Genomic DNA, 14748 nt, shown 5'->3' with positions numbered 1-14748 from the left:
CTGAACCCCGTTGTTTATCTTCAATCATTTAGCTCGTTTTGCCCACAAGCTTAGGCACAGATTTCGTCACGTGTTTACTGGCTTTTACGATTGCCTGTGTTCACGCGCTCAACCGGGAACTGTTGCACTAGGGTCATATCCAGAACTTGATGCGCCTTTGAGATGACCCGGCGAATGATGGGCGTATGTTTCTTCGACCATGGCCGTGTTCGAATGCCCAAGAAACCCGGCGATCTCCCATAGAGGAACGCCAGCCTGTGCCATCCATGTCGCTGCCGTGTGTCGCAAGGTGTGAGGTGTAACCCCTTCCAGACCGGCCCGAATGGTCGCAGCTCTGAATCCTCGCTTCACGGATGCGACACGATCGCCCGCCCATTCGATCACCCAACCGGTTTCCCTGACTGCATGCGCTTCCTGCAAGGTCGCCAGTAGCCCGTCATTGATTGGCACCCGGGCACGTCCTTTTGCCGTCCGTGCTTTGCCCGGGTCACGAAGGTCGATGATTCGCCGTTCCATATCGACACGAGACCATGGTAGTTCCAGCAATGCTGAAACACGCGCTCCGGTACCAAGAGCCAGGATCACAAACAGGCGGATATGGAACGCCTCGCAACCGCCAATGAGGGCATGGGCTTCATCTCTCGTCAGCCAGCGCTCTTTAGGCGGGCTACGCGATGGCAAAGGCACATTCGGACATTCTGTGATGATCTTCTGAGCCGCCGCCCATCTCAACGCAGCACGAAGCGCCTGCATCTCTGTTCTTGCCGTGCTTGGCGCTATGCCTGTTTCCATTCGTTTCTGAGCGTATGCGCGACATTCCCGATCGGTCACAGCCTCGGGCGGCTTCTCTCCAAACCAAGCCGCTACTGGCTTGTGTGCCCAGCTCAGACGCTCGGCCCCCGGCTTGAGGGCTTCGCGTCGGTCATTCAGATAGAGAGACAGGATTTCAGAAACACTGACCGCCCGTGTTGTTGGGCGGGACAGTTCGGCGGCATACCGGGCAAGGATTAGTTCAGCCGATGCGCGATCCGTGCAGCCCGTAGAGATGCGCTTGCGCTGGTGATAGATGTGCCATGTGTCTCGGCCTGAGACGCGACAGAGACGGGGCTTTCCTGCTTCGGACATGCGGGCTTGTTTTCAATCTCGATAATGGCGGCGATTGGTATGCGAATCATCCCATGGAGCCGGACAGAGGCCAGAGCATCGGCATTGATCATTCGGTAGATTTTGGCCGTTGAGCACCCCCATTTTTTCGCGAGTGCGCTAACCTTGGTGTATTCGGGTTTGATTTCTTGCCTCACTGCACCCTCTCCCTCTGACACTCCGAAAAATCAACACAGATTGCAGCCACGTCATCCAACGTGGCCTTTACCTCGTGCAAGATTGCAAACAGCGTCTCGACCTTCACGGCGTGGCCATTCACGATCCGCGAAACCGTATGCGTTCCCATGCCAGCGGCTAGAGAAATAGCTCCATTGAGCGACCGTCTTTCTCGACCAGTCGCCGCACCCGCTCGCCCATCAGGCGGTTGAAGGGGGTGGGGTTAGACATGGGGCGCCTCCTTTGCAGCGGCGCCGGGAATCATCGGACGCACGTAACGCAAGGTGACGTCGCCATGATCATCTTCCCATGCGCAGGCAAGTTTCCAGCCTTGTGTCTTGTGCCGCATATCCTGAGCTATCCATTCAACATCTCTGCGCGATAGCGACCTAAATCTTATCCTTGGGCCGCAATCGGCTGCGATGAACATTGTGTCGATGCCGATCCCTGCGAGCATTTCTCGCACTCGTTCTTCTGTCCATTCGACGCCACTGACGAACAGTTCTTCGAACCGAGCTATCGGCGGCTTTGGCGTGCCTGCGTTCATATCCGCAGTAAGGAATTGAAACATGAAGGTTTCGTCGCACCTCTGTGGAGAGGCTGGAGCAGATGGTGAGGCTTTGCGAGACCCAAGGCGATCCTGAACTTTTTTCTGCATCTTGCGGACGTTCTCGATCCATGTCCGATTATTCGTCTCACCCATGCTCGCCTCCCTCGCGGATGGCTGCCAACGCCTCAAGCGCGATCCTGTGCGCTACGCTATGGCTTCCCGTCTTAGCTACGATATTGGCCAGCGCATTACGGTAGCGTCTGGCCTCTTCCTGCTTGCGGCCCTTTGCCCCCTCCAGCTCCTTCACCCGAGCCTCAAGCGCGGCGATGTTGGCGGGGCGGGTGTAGGAGAGTGGGAAAATCTCAATCCCTTCGAGTTCGGCTTCCTCGATATATCGCGTCACACAATGCGATCCGTCGCGTGTGCGATACATCCAAGCAACCGGCTCTCCGTCCTCCGCATCCTTCCGGCGCTGCTCTGTCGCGCCTCGGGCCTCGGCTTCTAGGATGTGCATCTCAGCTACTACGAGAGGGTACGCAGCGTCCATTGCGAGGGCCAGCGCACCAATCTGCGCCCTCCGCGTCCGAAACTCCACGCTCTCCGGCTTCTGTTCGTGGGTCATGGGGCGTCTCCGGCTTCGACTGAGGTGTCTGTGCTGACTATCTCAGCGAGCTCCACGAATTGGCCGATCGGCCCGTAACCCTCGATAAACTGTTCCTTGCCCGAGTATTTTGTAACCTCATCTACCCTTCCGCTCGCAACTAGCCACCCGAAATATTCGGCATGTTCAGAAAGGTCATCAAAGGAGGAAAAATTATTTCGATATTCCTCCATGAACTTGGGTGTGAATGCGTCATCTCGCAGCTTCAGCTTGACGCTTTGCGAGACCTCGACTGTGTAATCACTCATCCCTGTTTCTCCCCTGCGCTCCGGCGTTTTACGGCCTCCTGCGCTTGTTCCTGCGTCGCTATCCGGGCGCGAATTGTTTCCTGTGCCGCCTGCTCTCTCGTCAGGCGTGCGGTTATTTCCTCAGCGGCGGGGTCAGTCATCGTCTCCACCTCCACCCGTGGCCGTTCATTCCGTCGCGCCACCAGGACGCGAGGCGGCGTAGAAAGGCGGTCATGCGGGCACCTGTTCGGGCTGTCCGGCAGTGGCCTTCTCGAATGCGTCGGCGTCTTTGCTGATCTCGGCTTTCTTGGCGCCGAACCAATCCGAAATGCTCGACTGCCCATCCTTGATCGACTGAAGGACAGAACGAAGATCGACCAATTCGTCAGGGTTGATCTGATCGACCGCATGACCAACTTTCCCGGCGATCATTTCCACCGTAACGCCGATCTGCCCGAATGCGCCGGTCATGGCAGATATGCGATCAGCCAGAGGTACGCGGCCACCGCTCTTGATTGTCTCGCGGCATTGCTTCACTGCGCCGTCGATCAGTTCGGGCGGTAAGATAGCCAGAATGCGAGACCGCAGACGCCGAGCGCCCATGTTGGCGGTGATCTCGTAAATATCGCGCTCTTCCTTAAGGGCCTGGCCGCCGCCGCGCTTGTCCCGGATATGCTTGACAGTGAAATTCTGTGTAGAGCGCGTGTTTGTTTCCAGATCCCACGCGAAGGCTTCCATCTCGCTCTCGCCATCACGGCGAGAAAGCTCACGCAGCCCGTATTCGATATTTCCCCAGCACCGCGCCAGTTCTTCCGCGAGGCGAATTGATGGACCTTCGACCGTCTGGCCTCGGCTGTACCGGTAGATTGCTGCTTCTGCCAGGCCGGGGCGCTGGCATGCTTGCATTGCCTTCGCATAGGCCACAGCCGTATCGCGTGGCCATTGCTTGGCGACGATCATTCTGCCCTGGATCTCAGCCGCAGCACGTTTACCTTCGATTGCTACTGTCCCGGCATTCACATGCTCAGGTACCGCCGCCTCGAAAGGGTTGTGCGTTACCGGGCGCGTTGTCTTGGGCGGTGGAATAACGTCGCCCTGTGCGCCCTGCTCATTATCCCAATGGGTCGGAACCATATCGTTCATTATGCGTGTTCCTTGACGGTCACGGGCGGCTCAAATGCGCCGACTTCCATTCCATCGTCGTGTTTTTTGAAGGCGTAAGGCGGCAGGCTGACCATGCAGACGCGGCCCGGCTCATCGACGCGTGGCTGATATCCCGGCCATTCGTCGCGCTCTTGGCACCATGCGAAAACGCCTCGTGCATATCGATTGAGCGTGCGCCCTACCTCGATAGAAGCTTGGTCGATCTTGCAGACAGAGACCAGAAACGGCGGCTCTTTCATCTGTACGATAAACCAGAATGCGTCCGGCATCTTCCCGGTGACTGCGTGGTATCCATCGAGATACCAAGCCGCTTGTTGGTGATAGCCACAGTTCAGCATCGCCCGGGCGAAATCATCCGGGTTCGCAGACGCAGCCGTCTTGTAATCGACAAGGTAATTGCCGCTTGCAGGCACGAAGTCGGGTCGCACTCTGCACCAGACGCCGGACTCATCGTCCTGCCAGAACATCGACTGTTCAGCCTGCCCGCCCTTGAATGCAAGGCTTGCCACCGGGTCGGACCACAGCACGTCACGCATGGCTTTGACCTTGGCAACCTCAACCTCAAGGAGCGGAGTTTTGCCCATTTCATAGGCCGTATCGCGCTGCTTTTTAGCATCTGCGGTCTGATAGCCTGGTGACGCCTTCCCTTCTGCCGTTTTCCCGCGCACCACGACCACGCGCTCATCAAAAAGATGCGGCTCCAGAACCATCAGGTGGCCAGCCGTGCCGATATCGAACGCATTCGATCTTGGGCTATTAAGCTGCTTGTACCGGAACATGGCCGGGCAATCCGTAACCAGTGACCGGGCGCCTGTACTCGACAAGCTGCCAGACGGACACGGGTCAGCATGATATTCAGCAGACGACATCTCGTAGATGCCGGGCTTCGTGATAATCACGCCCCCTCTCCCTTCGCCTTTGCGAGCACGTCAACGGCGCGTGTCAGGAGGTCGCGATCCTCCGCAGGCATCGTGAAGATGTCGTGCCCGAAGCGCTCAACCATTGCTTCCAGTGTCTCGGCTAGTTCCGGCGCGGCGGCGATCAGGCGGGCGTTTGCTTCGGACTGCTCCGAACTACTGGATCCATATCCAGTCGCCCACGCTACCATGCCTCTCGTAGGGTTGCCGGGAAGCGGCCCGCTGTCTGTTCTGGCTGCGATAACTGCGCATCCAAAATCGTCATCTTCATACTCGCCCGATGTCCACCAAGGCCCCGGCGTCCATTTCCCGCTCATGAGCGTGTCTCCCTCTTTGATGATAATTGTCGTCATTCCGCGCTTCACACGCTCCCACTCACCGATCAGGCGGGTTGCGTGCGGGGTCCGGTTCAGGCCCCAAGCGGCGTTTCTCAGGTATGCGAGCGCAATATCTGCGTGTTCGGCTTTCTGCTCGGCCGGCGTCATTGTGCCGATCCCTTCATGTCCACGGCCAGCCTGACTTTCTGCACGACAGACAGGTGCCCAGCCGTCGCGTTGCAGCGTGCGTGACTGATGGCCATATTTGCGATGTGATCAGGTCCGCCATGTGTAAGCGAAACCAGATGCTCAACCGTGAAATCCTCGAACGTGACTGGCTTTCCGCAATAGAAGCAGGCGTTACCGTCACGCGCCGTCAGGGTGGCAAATCGTGCCCAACGCTTGGATGCGCCTCGCTTCGTGCGCTTGTTTGCGCGCCATTCCTTGGCGTTCTTCCATGCGTTCCACGCCACATCTGCGCCGCCTGACCAAACAAGGCGGTCTTTTGCGTTGCGGTAGATTACGCAGACGCCAGATGGCCCGGTAAATCTTGCGACTTCCCATTCGTTCGTAGGCGCCAGAACTTCGCTTCCGCGCTCCGTCACGAATGCCACCAGCCCGGAAAGGTCTTTATCAGACAGGTCTGAACGATGGGCGGGCGTCATTGGATTGCCCCCAGAGCCGGAACCTCGGCTAAAATCTCGCGATATTCTGCGAGCGAGCGACGGCGCCAGAAAATACGATCTGCGGCCTCGGATTTCCCCTCATCGCGAAGGCGTATCTCGTAAGAAAGCAGCGTCTCGCTAATAGCTGACAGTTCGCTTCCGAGATTATCGAGCAACTCGCTCTCGATGATATATTCAGCCATCACGCTGCCCTCCGCTCAAGAACGGCGCGGTTCGGCAGTGCGTCGGTCAAGCCCTGAAACAGGCAGCCTATTTCGTCCATATCGAACGCTGCCCGGTCACTTACACGCGACAGCTTCGCGTTGACCTGACGTTCTGTGTTTTCAATCAGTTCACGAATTTCCTCGGCAATTTCGGCGTCCTGATCGACCGCACCCCGGAAATTCCTAAGCGTTCCGGTTGTGTAATAAGGGCTGCGTGTATCGCCGCTCCGAAACTGCATTCCGTCTGGATATGCCATCTTCTCTCTCCATCACTGGAAACACTGGCCGGTGATCCGGCTTGTTCGGCCCCGGCGCACCGGGGTCGCGTCAAGCTGGGTCAGAGACGGCGGTTCAGGTGGTCGATGATCTCGGCGACGGTGAACGAGGCGATATCTTCGTCTTCGCTCACGAGGTCTTCCAGATAGGCGCAGGTGTGCTTTGCCCGATCGACAGACACGCTCTCGTATCTGTCGCGCGTGGCCCCTTCGAATGCGTCGCCAAACGCTTCGTCTTTTTCGTCGCTCATCACTTCGCCCCCTGCGCTTCGGCGATCAGGGCAAGGATCTGATCGGGGGTTTCTTGGACACTGCAGGATGCTGAAGCAGTTCCGTAGTCACGCGCATTGATGACGACGGTTGACCCGAATTCTTCTGTCCTGAACGAGGTAATATGATCGATATTTATATACGCGAACGCGGCTTCATCTTTTGCGCTGTTCAGCTTTATGAAGTGTGCCATCTGGCTCCCCATCGGTTTGATGGGGTGACGTTACCCATGGTGTCTTTTTAGGTCAACAAAAAAAAGTTACCTTAGGTGTCTCTTTTTCAGTCCTTTGACTTTCCAAGGCTTAGAATATGGAGAACACTGTTTTGTGTTACAGAATCGGCGCTGCGGAACATCTCAAGAAGCGTGACCTCGGCGGCGCCTTCAGCAATTGCCTTCACCTCAGACGCATCACCTAAGACATAAGCCATTGGAACACCGAAAACACGTTCTATTGCACGCAAACTATCTCTCCCTGGCTCTTTGCGGCCTGCCTCCCAAGCAGCGACAAGTGACCGGGATTTTCCGATAGCTTCCGCAAACGCCTCTTGAGAGAGGTTCCGATGTTCTCTTAATGTTCTAATTTGCTGTGCCGTGCTCATGCAAGCATTTTCGCATTTCGCTCTTTTCATGTCTGACACCATAAGTATCTTTTTGCTTGACGGCTTCAGACACCATAGGTAACGCTATTGCTATGAAAACATTCGCTGACATGGTGAAAGAGCATGGAGGGAAGCAGGCGGTAGCCGTTCTCTTCGGCGTGAGCGTACCGCAATTTGGAAGTGGTGCCGTTCCAACCGTGTGCCTGCCACGAAGGCCGCCCAGATTGGAGCCGCCTTCAACGTCGATCCGCATATCTTGCGCCCGGATGTTTTCCCCAAACCATTCATGGGAGGACACCAGTGAAGCAATCCACCCCCAAGCCCCCCTTCTCCATGTTCGGGTCGCCCTCCGCGCTCGACGTGCAGAGCATCGCAAAGCGCATTGAGAGGAAGGGCGGGAAATGAGCGAAACGAAGACATGCCCCCACTGCGGGAAGGTATTTAATCGTCCCGCTGAATCCCTTGATTTCAACTGGAACCGCCGCCGTTTCTGTGCGGAAGCGTGCGCGCGGGCTGCATTGATTGCCAAGGCGAAAAGCGGAAACAAGACACCGTACAAGGCTTCGAATTCTCCCATCACGCGCGATGAGGCAGAGCGGTTTGTTGCTCTCCTGAATGATGGTGTGGGGATGACTGAAGCCACGATGCGGGTCGGACGCGCAAACGGCGGTCGCATGATGCTCGCCGCCATCAAGCACGGGCTTATGGAGCCACCACCGCCTCCCCAGCCGGAGCCGGAACCAAAGCCCAAGCGTATCGAGCCTCTGGCAGCCGGAGCGGACGAGACCTGGGGCGCGATGATGCCCGACCTCAATTGGGCCGACGCTCAACGCCAGATCGCGAATATGAGGGCGTACTGACATGAAGGAAGCCCCCAAAGACTGGACTGTCATTGGATTTCTGTCGCCTGCGAACGGCGCAGTGGTCGAGGCGCCAGGATCAATCATGACGACCGATGAGGCGATTGCTCGCTCCGATGTGTCGTTTAGATACCGGACAGCCGGAAAGCGCCGCGTCATAGAAATAAAGGCGAAGTGACATGGCCGGTTCTGTAAACAAGGTCATTCTCGTGGGCCGACTTACCCGCGACCCCGAGACGCGCAATGCCCAGTCTGGCAGCAAGATCGTCAACCTGACGGTAGCAACGTCCGAGAGCCGGAAAGACCGCGCGTCTGGAGAGCGTAAAGAACGAGCCGAATATCACCGCATAGCAATCTTCAACGAACGCCTTGCCGATGTGGCTGAACGCTTTCTGCGTAAAGGCCGCAAGATCTACGTGGAAGGTCAGCTCCAGACAAGAAAATGGACCGACCAGAGCGGACAGGAGCGCTACACGACTGAAATCGTGCTTGGCCCATTTCGGGGCGAATTGACGCTGCTCGACAACAACCGGGACGGTGACGAGGGTCAGGACAACCGCCCTGCCCCGCAACGTCAGAGCGGTCAACAATCGCACCAGTCGAGCGGATGGAACGCACCACCCGGCGATCTGGATGATTCTATCCCATTTTAGGAGGCTGCAATGAAGCAATGCTTCAAATGCTCGCGGCATCTCCCGTTGAGCGAATTCTACGCACACTCGCAAATGGCTGATGGCCATCTGAATAAATGCAAAGAATGCACGAAAGCGGACGCAAAAAACGTTCGCATGGCAAGTGCAGAATATTACCGCACTTATGATCGGATGCGCGCAAATGACCCAAAGCGGATTGCCGCACGCCAGGCGTATGCGACTGCCAAGCCTGACGCCGGGAACGAGGCGAAAAAGGTGTGGGAAAAGAAAAATCCTCAGAAGAGATCGGCTCATATCCAAGTAAGCAATGCCGTGCGGGATGGAAAACTCAAAAAATGCCCGTGTGAGAATTGCGGAGATAAGAAGGTCCAAGCGCATCACGACGATTATTCCAATCCGTTAGACGTCCGCTGGCTCTGCGTTTCTTGCCATGCAAATCACCATAAAATGCATCGTAACTTGGATGCATCTTTCGTGCCGCGCATGGCGTCAAAGCGATACCAACCTGGCGCGTCTGGCGTCGTCTGATCCCGCAATCAAATGACGACCACGACCCCCACCGCAGCCGCAAACTCCGAGACCAGACGTTGGCGCGTCTGGCCCGTAGCGTGCGGGTGCAGCATCGACCAGAGCCGGGCCTGTCGCATGATGTCGAGAGCGATCACGGGCGTATCAAGACGCTGCGTGAACCTTCTTGCATCCGCTTCAAGCAAAGGCTTGTCGTGCTCGTGGGTGGTGGTGTCGCCTTCCATGAATGCCTCAAGAACTGTGGATCCGCTTCACAGTGATTGGAGCAAGACATGTTCAAAATGACGGAAATCTTTTCCGCCACGGCGGAAAGTTGTGGACAATTCACACCAGAAGCCGTGACCGAATACTGCTCAGGGTTAGTGCGCGAGATGGTCGAAAGCGGCCACGACGCCACCCCACGCAAACAGAAATTCCACCGTGCTGCCAGGGATACCGGGCTTACGGACGGACAAGTCAAACGGCTGTTTTACGGCGAATGGTCGGCAATCCCGGCCCACGTCTTTCTGGCCGTCCAATCTGCCTATCGGCACCACCTCGACCGCGCCAGACGCAGAGCCGAACACCAGGCCGCGCTGTATCGCGATCTATCCGAAAGATGGGACAATGAATGCGCTGGTTCATCCACCGGCAAGCCGCAGAAATCCAGTGGCTCGCCTGCATCCTTCTACAATCCGCACTCTGTCTGAAATGGGCCTCGGACCGGCTCAACAGCATTGCGCTTCGCATGATGGCCTGGGCCGACCGGAACGCCGCCAAGTAAGGCGTAACCGGCTGGAAGAAGCGGACGTGATCGGAATTGTCAGGCGATGGGCTGACAGTTTCCCAAGCGAAGCCGCCGCAGCCCGCGCCGCTGGCATCAAGCGCCAGACGCTCCACCAGCAGCGCAACGCTGACAAACCCCTGTCAGAAAAGGTTCTCAAGGCCGCTGGCCTGCGCCGCGTCGTGTCCGTGCATTACGAATTTATCGAGGGGGCGGAATGACGTGCGTGTCCTCTACAATGAATGGGACGAACCCACGGCAGCATGGCTGCGCGAACTCATCAATGGACGTCATCTGCCCTCCGGGTCGGTCGATACCCGGTCAATCGGAGATGTTCGGACGGACGATCTGCGAGACTTCGACCAGTGCCATTTCTTTGCCGGCATCGGCGGATGGCCGCTCGCCCTGCGCTGGGCAGGACTTGAAGGAACGCCCGGCATCTGGACCGGATCACCGCCCTGCCAGCCCTTCTCCGTTGCTGGAAAAGGGCTTGGCCAGGCTGATGATCGGCACCTTGCTCCCGTCTGGCTCGAACTCATCCGCGAGTGCAAGCCTGGGCTCATTTTTGGGGAACAGGTTGAGGCAGCAATTCGGGTCGGCTGGCTCGATGATCTATTCGATACGCTGGAAGGATGCGGCTACGCCTGCGGGGCGGCAGTATTGCCAGCTTGTAGCGTCGGCGCGCCGCATATCCGCAAGCGACTGTTCTTCGGAGCGGTCAGGCTGGAACACGCCAACCTGCAACGTGTTCAACCAGCCAGAGACAGCACGCGGGCTTCGTACCCTTGCAGGGCAAGCCAAGACGGCAGGATGGCCGACGCCCACGAAGACAGACTCAGAGCGCGGCGAGAAATACAACCCGTTTGCTCCGAACATGACGCTGAACATGGCGGCGCAGCGTGCGGGCTGGCCCACTCCCACAACACGCGACCACAAGGACGGGCAGGAATGCCCGAACGTGCCGACGAACAGTCTGCTGGGTCGGGAGGTGCGGCTATCGGGCTGGCACACCCCTCTCGCGAGAGATGGCGACAAGCTGGATGCCACACCACCGGCGATCGAGAAGCGCATGAGAAATGGGCGCGAGATCGGCACAGCGATGGAGGCGCGGATGACCTCGGCCGGAGGCTGGTCCGAACATCCAGGACCAATCCGCATCACGGCTTCTGGTCAGGTGCTGACTGGCTCGGATGCCGCGACGGCAAGTTCAGGCCAGTTGAACCCGGCACACAGCCGCTGGCTACAGGGATTTCCGCCCGAGTGGGACGCCTGCGCGGTTACGGCAATGCAATCGTACCCCAGGTCGCGGCGCAATTCATCACGGAATTCCTCGGCGCAATCGCCGACATGCAAGACGAAGGGCTGACCCCATGAGCGATATGACAGGTCACAACAGCGACAACGTGGGCGGCATCGCCGTGGACCGTCTCCGTTCCGTGATCGAAAGAGTTGAGAGACTTGAGGAAGAGCGGAAAGCCCTCGCCGGTGACATCAAGGATATTTTTGCCGAAGCCCGCTCGGCAGGTTTCGATGTCGCAACCATCAAGAACATAATCAAGCTCCGCAAGAAAGAGCCGAACGAAATTGAGGAGCAGGAAACGCTTCTTGATATCTACCGTCGTGCGCTTGGGATGTGAGCCATGGGTAAAGCCTCACGTGACAAAGGTGCCAGGGTAGAGCGAAAGATCGTCGCCCTGCACACAGAAGCGGGAGTTCGTGCTGAGCGCGTTCCCCTATCCGGTGCAATGAAATTCCGAAATACAGCCAGCACAGATGTGGACGTCTATGCGCGCGGTCCCGATGGGGCGCCGTTCGTGTGCGAGGTGAAGGCCCGCGCCAATGGCGAAGGCTTTGCCACGCTTGAACGCTGGCTTGGTCAGGCAGACGCGCTCTTTCTCGTGCGTGACCGGCAGCAGCCTATGGTTGTGCTGCCATGGGACCGCTGGCTTGAGATGCTGGGAGGTAAGGCATGAGCACGGCAAGGCGATGGACAAAATGGTGGTGGCAGGACTGGCAGCGCGACCCAGCATTGCGCATGTGCTCACCAGCCGCACGAGGCATCTGGATGGACCTTTTGGCGATCATGTTCGATGCAGAGCCGTGCGGTCATTTGCTCGTCAACGGGCGCCGGCCGACTGAGCGACAACTCGCGGCCGTGTGTGGCGCGAGCGTGGATGAACTGACTTCCTGCCTCTCAGAGCTTGAGGAAGCAGGCGCATTTAGCCGCTCGGAAGATGGGACAATCTTCAATCGTCGCATGGTCAGGGATAAGGCCATTTCCGATGAAGCTTCAGCAAATGGGACCGAGGGAGGAAATCCACTTTTGCGGCGCGGATCAGTTCCAAAATCTGAGCGTGTCCGACCATATCGAAAATCAGACAGCCCTGAGAAGACAAAGCGGATCATCGCCCGAAGTAATGGAAAATGCTTCTGGTGCGGCGTCAAACTGCGCATATCAGGACAGGCCGGGCCGGATTATTGTCACATCGATCATCTGAAGCCGGTTTGCGACGGCGGATCGAACGATGAATCCAATCTCGTAGCAGCCTGCGCGGCGTGCAATCATGCTAGGGCGCGGAAAGATTGGTCCCATCCTTCCGACCCCTACCTAGGGGTTGGTGTCGGATCATTCCGACACGATGGAAAAGCAAATTCCGACCTTAAACACCAAGAAGCAGAAGCAGAAGCATATAACCCTATAGTCCCTTTGAGGACGAACCGACGCTGGATCTCGAAACAGACGAAAGCGGCAATCCGGGAAGCGAGACGGAAGGACCAGCCAGAGACTTCGAGGAATTCTGGACAGCTACCCACGCAAGGACGGAAAGGCATCGGCTCGAAGGGCCTACGACAAGGCCCGGAAAAAGATCGGCCATGCTGCGATCATGCGGGCGGTCGCATCATGGCCCTTTGGCGAGAACGTCCGCAACGGGCAGGACTTCCGCCCCCACCCGGCCACCTGGCTCAACGGCGAGCGATGGAACGACGAGTGCGTCGTGCAGGCGGTGGCCAGACCAACGGCTTCGCAGCATCCGCCTGAAGTCGAGGCCGCCTATCGGGCAGCCCGTCGCGAATGGGCGCGCACTGGCTGCGAGGGCAAGCCGCCCATGATCGAGGAATTCGCGGAAGGAGCACGAGCATGATCCAGCACATAGCCGAGCCGTTCTTTGTGAACCGGCAGCGCATGAACAGCACGTTTGCCGATGCGATCGTGCAAGGCGGCCTGAGCCGTGACGAAATCGAGGCAGAGATCGAGGCAACGGCCAATGCCCTGCGCTTCATTGCCGAACTCCAGTTCGGGAGAAACGACCGTGGGTGAATCCCTGTTCCTTCCCCCTAAGCGTTCGCTCGACACGTTCGAGGCCGAGTGTTCGCTTGTCGCGGGTGTGCTGCTCAACAGCGGTTCACTCGAACTGGTCGATGACCTCCTGACCTCCGAGGCATTCGCGTCTGAGGCGCTGGGGGAGATCTACCGGATTGCCAGAGACCGGGTGCAGGCCGGGAAGGCGTGCGACTTCATCACCATCCGGGGCGAAGTCGAGACCAACCCGAAGACGGCGGAATTCTGGAAGGAGTCTGCGACAAAGCTTGCAACGGCCTTTGTCGGCAAGCCGGTCATGCGAGGCTATGCACAGGCGATTGCAGATGCCGCGCTTCTGCGCGCCCTGAAGGTCGAAGGGGAAAATCTGATCCTCGACGTGGTGCATTCCGGCGACAAGACCGGCGCGGTTCTGATCGAGGAATTGCAGGAGCGGATCGAGCGGCTGGCACTGACTGGCGATGCCGAACGCCCGATGAAGACCTCGGCCTCCGCCATAGACACCCTCCTGGAGGCCACAGAATGCGCGTGGAAGGCAGGGGACGCCCTTTCCGGTATGGATACCGGGTACGAGGGGTTGAACGCCCTCCTGAGCGGCCTGAGGCCGGGTGGCGTGTATGTCATCGCAGCCCGGCCGGGTGTCGGTAAGTCCTCGCTCATGCTCGGGCTTGCGATGCGGGCGGCCAAGACTTCCGGCCGGGGGCTGATCTGGTCGGGCGAAATGTCGGCCGAGGAACTGATGAGCAAGGCGGTGGCGGGCAAGACTGGCCTGCCGGTCGATGTGGTCATGACGGGGCACTGGAAATTTCCAAACGGGGAAAGGAGGCCGGTATCACGCGAGGACATGGACCGGATCGTGTCGGCAGGCATGGCCGCCCGCGATATCCCGCTCATGGTCGATGACCGAGAAGGCGCAACCGTGCAGCAGATCCTCACTCGGGCCCGACGCATGAAGCGGCAGAAACAGGGGCTGGCGTTCATCGCCCTCGACTATCTCCAGCTTATGGAAGCCAGTGCGGCCGTGAAGCGTTCCGGCAACCGGACGGCAGAAGTGACCGAAATCAGCCGCGATGTGGCCCGCATGGCTCGTGAACTGAACGTTCCCGTCATCGCGCTCTCCCAGCTCAACCGGCAATCGGAGAACCGCGAGGACCGGCGCCCTTCCCTCGCCGATATCCGGGACAGTGGCGCGATCGAGCAGGACGCCCGATGTGTGATGGCGCTCTACCGCGAGGAAATGGCGCTACGGCTTCGCGTCGGGGCAGACGGGCAGGTCAGCCGAAACACAGGCGAGAGCGACGCGCCTACGAAAAGCGGGCGGCTGAAGTCATGGACCGACTGGCAAAGTCAGCAGGCACGGCGGAAGTGATCGTGCTCAAGAACCGAGGCGGAAGAACCGGCATCGTAGGGATGCAGTTTGACGGCCCTTCAACGT

At 58.4% G+C, this 14748-nt stretch carries 27 protein-coding genes; 12 read left to right on the top strand and 15 right to left on the bottom strand.

Going from position 1 to position 14748, the window contains the following annotated elements:
- Nucleotides 1-108 precede the first annotated feature (108 nt).
- From JCM25354_RS20430 to JCM25354_RS20420, 14 genes are all read right to left on the bottom strand, one after another.
- Nucleotides 109-1125: a site-specific integrase gene (locus JCM25354_RS20430; protein WP_084294794.1), complete on the bottom strand. Its 1017-nt coding sequence runs from the start codon at nucleotides 1123-1125 to the stop codon at nucleotides 109-111.
- Between the two features lie 418 nt (nucleotides 1126-1543).
- Nucleotides 1544-2023, bottom strand: a complete 480-nt coding sequence (locus tag JCM25354_RS14395) for a hypothetical protein (protein ID WP_025886542.1) — start codon at nucleotides 2021-2023, stop codon at nucleotides 1544-1546.
- Nucleotides 2016-2465, bottom strand: coding sequence for a hypothetical protein (locus JCM25354_RS14390; protein WP_148301548.1), 450 nt, complete (start codon nucleotides 2463-2465; stop codon nucleotides 2016-2018). Before JCM25354_RS14390 ends, JCM25354_RS14395 begins: the two co-directional genes overlap by 8 nt.
- A gap of 23 nt (nucleotides 2466-2488) precedes the next feature.
- Nucleotides 2489-2779 (bottom strand): hypothetical protein, encoded by a 291-nt coding sequence (locus JCM25354_RS14385; RefSeq protein WP_025886538.1) that lies wholly within the window; start codon nucleotides 2777-2779, stop codon nucleotides 2489-2491.
- Entirely contained in the window at nucleotides 2776-2919 is a 144-nt protein-coding gene (locus JCM25354_RS21465; RefSeq protein ID WP_159103515.1) for a hypothetical protein, read from the bottom strand. Before JCM25354_RS21465 ends, JCM25354_RS14385 begins: the two co-directional genes overlap by 4 nt.
- Nucleotides 2920-2989: 70 nt before the next feature.
- Nucleotides 2990-3901 (bottom strand): hypothetical protein, encoded by a 912-nt coding sequence (locus tag JCM25354_RS14375; protein WP_025886537.1) that lies wholly within the window; start codon nucleotides 3899-3901, stop codon nucleotides 2990-2992.
- Nucleotides 3901-4821 carry a PD-(D/E)XK nuclease-like domain-containing protein gene (locus tag JCM25354_RS19285; RefSeq protein ID WP_084294793.1) on the bottom strand — a complete coding sequence of 307 codons (921 nt, stop codon included), beginning with the start codon at nucleotides 4819-4821 and terminating at the stop codon, nucleotides 3901-3903. The genes JCM25354_RS14375 and JCM25354_RS19285 overlap by 1 nt, the downstream gene beginning before the upstream one ends.
- Nucleotides 4818-5156, bottom strand: a complete 339-nt coding sequence (locus JCM25354_RS14365) for a hypothetical protein (protein ID WP_148301547.1) — start codon at nucleotides 5154-5156, stop codon at nucleotides 4818-4820. Before JCM25354_RS14365 ends, JCM25354_RS19285 begins: the two co-directional genes overlap by 4 nt.
- 164 nt (nucleotides 5157-5320) lie before the next feature.
- Complete coding sequence (locus JCM25354_RS14360; protein ID WP_025886534.1) at nucleotides 5321-5821, bottom strand: HNH endonuclease; 501 nt, start codon at nucleotides 5819-5821, stop codon at nucleotides 5321-5323.
- Nucleotides 5818-6024 carry a hypothetical protein gene (locus tag JCM25354_RS14355; protein WP_025886533.1) on the bottom strand — a complete coding sequence of 69 codons (207 nt, stop codon included), beginning with the start codon at nucleotides 6022-6024 and terminating at the stop codon, nucleotides 5818-5820. The genes JCM25354_RS14360 and JCM25354_RS14355 overlap by 4 nt, the downstream gene beginning before the upstream one ends.
- Entirely contained in the window at nucleotides 6024-6302 is a 279-nt protein-coding gene (locus JCM25354_RS14350) for a hypothetical protein (RefSeq protein ID WP_025886532.1), read from the bottom strand. Before JCM25354_RS14350 ends, JCM25354_RS14355 begins: the two co-directional genes overlap by 1 nt.
- 80 nt (nucleotides 6303-6382) lie before the next feature.
- Nucleotides 6383-6571, bottom strand: a complete 189-nt coding sequence (locus tag JCM25354_RS14345; RefSeq protein ID WP_025886531.1) for a hypothetical protein — start codon at nucleotides 6569-6571, stop codon at nucleotides 6383-6385.
- A complete protein-coding gene (locus tag JCM25354_RS14340; protein ID WP_148301546.1) occupies nucleotides 6571-6783 on the bottom strand; it encodes a hypothetical protein in 213 nt (70 codons plus the stop codon). Before JCM25354_RS14340 ends, JCM25354_RS14345 begins: the two co-directional genes overlap by 1 nt.
- Nucleotides 6784-6869: 86 nt before the next feature.
- Complete coding sequence (locus JCM25354_RS20420; protein WP_159103514.1) at nucleotides 6870-7220, bottom strand: helix-turn-helix domain-containing protein; 351 nt, start codon at nucleotides 7218-7220, stop codon at nucleotides 6870-6872.
- 371 nt (nucleotides 7221-7591) lie between these two features.
- Between JCM25354_RS20420 and JCM25354_RS14330 the strand changes: the two genes are divergently transcribed.
- The 3 genes from JCM25354_RS14330 to JCM25354_RS20415 all read left to right on the top strand — a co-directional run bounded on the left by JCM25354_RS14330 (nucleotide 7592) and on the right by JCM25354_RS20415 (nucleotide 9231).
- Nucleotides 7592-8050 carry a hypothetical protein gene (locus tag JCM25354_RS14330; RefSeq protein ID WP_025886526.1) on the top strand — a complete coding sequence of 153 codons (459 nt, stop codon included), beginning with the start codon at nucleotides 7592-7594 and terminating at the stop codon, nucleotides 8048-8050.
- 179 nt (nucleotides 8051-8229) lie between these two features.
- Complete coding sequence (gene ssb, locus JCM25354_RS14320; protein WP_025886525.1) at nucleotides 8230-8703, top strand: single-stranded DNA-binding protein; 474 nt, start codon at nucleotides 8230-8232, stop codon at nucleotides 8701-8703.
- Nucleotides 8704-8748: 45 nt separating this feature from the next.
- Nucleotides 8749-9231 (top strand): hypothetical protein, encoded by a 483-nt coding sequence (locus JCM25354_RS20415; RefSeq protein ID WP_199899960.1) that lies wholly within the window; start codon nucleotides 8749-8751, stop codon nucleotides 9229-9231.
- Nucleotides 9232-9239: 8 nt separating this feature from the next.
- Here JCM25354_RS20415 and JCM25354_RS14310 read toward each other — a convergent pair whose 3' ends face one another.
- Nucleotides 9240-9455 (bottom strand): hypothetical protein, encoded by a 216-nt coding sequence (locus JCM25354_RS14310; RefSeq protein ID WP_025886523.1) that lies wholly within the window; start codon nucleotides 9453-9455, stop codon nucleotides 9240-9242.
- A 48-nt stretch (nucleotides 9456-9503) separates the two neighbouring features.
- On the opposite strand from JCM25354_RS14310, the gene JCM25354_RS14305 reads away from it, so the two are divergent.
- From JCM25354_RS14305 to JCM25354_RS14270, 9 genes are read left to right on the top strand one after another with little or no spacing between them, the layout of a single operon-like run.
- Nucleotides 9504-9920, top strand: a complete 417-nt coding sequence (locus JCM25354_RS14305) for a hypothetical protein (protein WP_025886522.1) — start codon at nucleotides 9504-9506, stop codon at nucleotides 9918-9920.
- Complete coding sequence (locus JCM25354_RS21460; protein WP_159103513.1) at nucleotides 9880-10215, top strand: hypothetical protein; 336 nt, start codon at nucleotides 9880-9882, stop codon at nucleotides 10213-10215. Before JCM25354_RS14305 ends, JCM25354_RS21460 begins: the two co-directional genes overlap by 41 nt.
- A gap of 1 nt (nucleotide 10216) precedes the next feature.
- Nucleotides 10217-11368 carry a DNA cytosine methyltransferase gene (locus tag JCM25354_RS14295; protein ID WP_025886520.1) on the top strand — a complete coding sequence of 384 codons (1152 nt, stop codon included), beginning with the start codon at nucleotides 10217-10219 and terminating at the stop codon, nucleotides 11366-11368.
- Entirely contained in the window at nucleotides 11365-11631 is a 267-nt protein-coding gene (locus JCM25354_RS14290) for a DUF2312 domain-containing protein (protein ID WP_025886519.1), read from the top strand. Before JCM25354_RS14295 ends, JCM25354_RS14290 begins: the two co-directional genes overlap by 4 nt.
- Nucleotides 11632-11634: 3 nt before the next feature.
- Entirely contained in the window at nucleotides 11635-11967 is a 333-nt protein-coding gene (locus JCM25354_RS14285; RefSeq protein ID WP_025886518.1) for a putative PDDEXK endonuclease, read from the top strand.
- Nucleotides 11964-13034 (top strand): HNH endonuclease, encoded by a 1071-nt coding sequence (locus JCM25354_RS23605; RefSeq protein ID WP_084294791.1) that lies wholly within the window; start codon nucleotides 11964-11966, stop codon nucleotides 13032-13034. Before JCM25354_RS14285 ends, JCM25354_RS23605 begins: the two co-directional genes overlap by 4 nt.
- Entirely contained in the window at nucleotides 13000-13137 is a 138-nt protein-coding gene (locus JCM25354_RS21755) for a hypothetical protein (RefSeq protein ID WP_199899961.1), read from the top strand. Before JCM25354_RS23605 ends, JCM25354_RS21755 begins: the two co-directional genes overlap by 35 nt.
- Nucleotides 13134-13313 (top strand): hypothetical protein, encoded by a 180-nt coding sequence (locus JCM25354_RS14275; RefSeq protein WP_025886516.1) that lies wholly within the window; start codon nucleotides 13134-13136, stop codon nucleotides 13311-13313. Before JCM25354_RS21755 ends, JCM25354_RS14275 begins: the two co-directional genes overlap by 4 nt.
- The gene (locus JCM25354_RS14270) at nucleotides 13306-14682 is read left to right on the top strand and encodes a replicative DNA helicase (protein WP_025886515.1); all 1377 of its coding nucleotides are present in this window, start codon (nucleotides 13306-13308) and stop codon (nucleotides 14680-14682) included. Before JCM25354_RS14275 ends, JCM25354_RS14270 begins: the two co-directional genes overlap by 8 nt.
- Nucleotides 14683-14748: the final 66 nt, after the last annotated feature.

The organism is Asaia prunellae JCM 25354, assembly GCF_000613885.1.
Taxonomy (GTDB): Bacteria; Pseudomonadota; Alphaproteobacteria; order Acetobacterales; family Acetobacteraceae; genus Asaia; species Asaia prunellae.
The sequence above is the reverse complement of the archived record's forward strand: the minus strand, read 5'-3'. Positions and strand labels throughout refer to the sequence as shown.

Excerpts from the sequence above, each read along its gene's own strand:
- JCM25354_RS14360 (WP_025886534.1), bottom strand. The coding sequence starts at position 5,821 with ATGACGCCCGCCCATCGTTCAGACCTGTCTGATAAAGACCTTTCCGGG.
- JCM25354_RS14275 (WP_025886516.1), top strand. The coding sequence starts at position 13,134 with ATGATCCAGCACATAGCCGAGCCGTTCTTTGTGAACCGGCAGCGCATG.
- JCM25354_RS20420 (WP_159103514.1), bottom strand. The coding sequence starts at position 7,220 with ATGAAAAGAGCGAAATGCGAAAATGCTTGCATGAGCACGGCACAGCAA.
- JCM25354_RS14375 (WP_025886537.1), bottom strand. The coding sequence starts at position 3,901 with ATGAACGATATGGTTCCGACCCATTGGGATAATGAGCAGGGCGCACAG.
- JCM25354_RS14365 (WP_148301547.1), bottom strand. The coding sequence starts at position 5,156 with ATGAGCGGGAAATGGACGCCGGGGCCTTGGTGGACATCGGGCGAGTAT.
- JCM25354_RS14330 (WP_025886526.1), top strand. The coding sequence starts at position 7,592 with ATGAGCGAAACGAAGACATGCCCCCACTGCGGGAAGGTATTTAATCGT.
- JCM25354_RS14395 (WP_025886542.1), bottom strand. The coding sequence starts at position 2,023 with ATGGGTGAGACGAATAATCGGACATGGATCGAGAACGTCCGCAAGATG.
- JCM25354_RS20430 (WP_084294794.1), bottom strand. The coding sequence starts at position 1,125 with ATGTCCGAAGCAGGAAAGCCCCGTCTCTGTCGCGTCTCAGGCCGAGAC.
- JCM25354_RS23605 (WP_084294791.1), top strand. The coding sequence starts at position 11,964 with ATGAGCACGGCAAGGCGATGGACAAAATGGTGGTGGCAGGACTGGCAG.
- JCM25354_RS14310 (WP_025886523.1), bottom strand. The coding sequence starts at position 9,455 with ATGGAAGGCGACACCACCACCCACGAGCACGACAAGCCTTTGCTTGAA.
- JCM25354_RS14285 (WP_025886518.1), top strand. The coding sequence starts at position 11,635 with ATGGGTAAAGCCTCACGTGACAAAGGTGCCAGGGTAGAGCGAAAGATC.
- JCM25354_RS21465 (WP_159103515.1), bottom strand. The coding sequence starts at position 2,919 with ATGACTGACCCCGCCGCTGAGGAAATAACCGCACGCCTGACGAGAGAG.
- JCM25354_RS14345 (WP_025886531.1), bottom strand. The coding sequence starts at position 6,571 with ATGAGCGACGAAAAAGACGAAGCGTTTGGCGACGCATTCGAAGGGGCC.
- JCM25354_RS14350 (WP_025886532.1), bottom strand. The coding sequence starts at position 6,302 with ATGGCATATCCAGACGGAATGCAGTTTCGGAGCGGCGATACACGCAGC.
- JCM25354_RS14355 (WP_025886533.1), bottom strand. The coding sequence starts at position 6,024 with ATGGCTGAATATATCATCGAGAGCGAGTTGCTCGATAATCTCGGAAGC.
- JCM25354_RS14305 (WP_025886522.1), top strand. The coding sequence starts at position 9,504 with ATGTTCAAAATGACGGAAATCTTTTCCGCCACGGCGGAAAGTTGTGGA.
- JCM25354_RS14385 (WP_025886538.1), bottom strand. The coding sequence starts at position 2,779 with ATGAGTGATTACACAGTCGAGGTCTCGCAAAGCGTCAAGCTGAAGCTG.
- JCM25354_RS14340 (WP_148301546.1), bottom strand. The coding sequence starts at position 6,783 with ATGGCACACTTCATAAAGCTGAACAGCGCAAAAGATGAAGCCGCGTTC.
- ssb (WP_025886525.1), top strand. The coding sequence starts at position 8,230 with ATGGCCGGTTCTGTAAACAAGGTCATTCTCGTGGGCCGACTTACCCGC.
- JCM25354_RS14290 (WP_025886519.1), top strand. The coding sequence starts at position 11,365 with ATGAGCGATATGACAGGTCACAACAGCGACAACGTGGGCGGCATCGCC.